An 877-nucleotide genomic window follows, 5' to 3' on the forward strand; every position below is an offset into this window, starting at 1 on the left:
GCGATGCCGGCGGTGTGGATGACGGCGGTGAGGGGGTGGGTGTGGGGGATGGTGGCGAGGGTGGTGGCGAGGGTGTGGGGGTTGGTGGTGTCGCAGGCGGTGATGGTGACGGTGGGTGCGCCGAGTTCGAGGAGTTCTTGGTGGAGGGTGTGGGCGTTGGGGTGGTGGGGGCCTTGGCGGGAGATGAGGTGGAGGTGGTGGTGTTGGCGGGCGTGCCAGCGGGCGATGTGGCTGCCGAGGGCTCCGGTTCCGCCGGTGATGAGGATGGTGCCGTTGGGGTTGAGGGGGGTGGGGTTGGTGGGGGTGGGGTGGGTGAGGGGGGTGTGGGTGAGGCGGCGGGTGTGGATGGTGTCGCGGAGGGCGAGTTGGTCTTCGGTGGGGTGGGTGAGGGCGGTGGCGAGGTGGGTGGGGGTGGTGGGGTGCCAGGTGGTGGGGAGGTCGATGAGGGTGGTGGTGCGGTGGGGTGTTTCGAGGGCGGCGACGCGGGCGAGTCCCCAGGTGTGGGCTTGGGTGGGGTGGGTGAGGGGTTGGTGGGGGTGGGTGGTGACGGCGTGGGTGGTGAGGTGGTGCAGGGGGGTGGTGGGCAGGTGGGTGTCGAGGGTTTGGATGAGGTGGATGGTGGTGGCGAGTCCGGTGGGGACGGCGGGGTGTGTGGGGTGGGGGGTCTCGTCCAGGGCGAGGAGGGAGATGATGCCTGTGGGGGGTTCGGTGGTGTGGGCGGTGAGCTGTTGGGTGAAGTCTTCGGTGAGGAGGTGGGGGTGGCCGCCGTGGTCGGTGATGGTCTGCAGGCAGTTGGTGGTGTGTTCGTGGTCGGTGTGTGAGGCGGGCGCGATGACCAGCCATTTCCCCGACAGGTCCGGCTGCTCCGCAGAAACCT

At 69.8% G+C, this 877-nt stretch carries 1 protein-coding gene; it reads right to left on the minus strand.

Translation table 11 applies throughout. The features are described 5' to 3' along the window. A partial coding sequence (locus RMT89_RS40410) for a KR domain-containing protein (RefSeq protein ID WP_315888734.1) occupies positions 1–877 on the minus strand: 877 nt, incomplete at both ends.

Origin of the sequence: Streptomyces sp. P17 (assembly GCF_032436805.1) — a bacterium.
GTDB lineage: Bacteria > Actinomycetota > Actinomycetes > Streptomycetales > Streptomycetaceae > Streptomyces.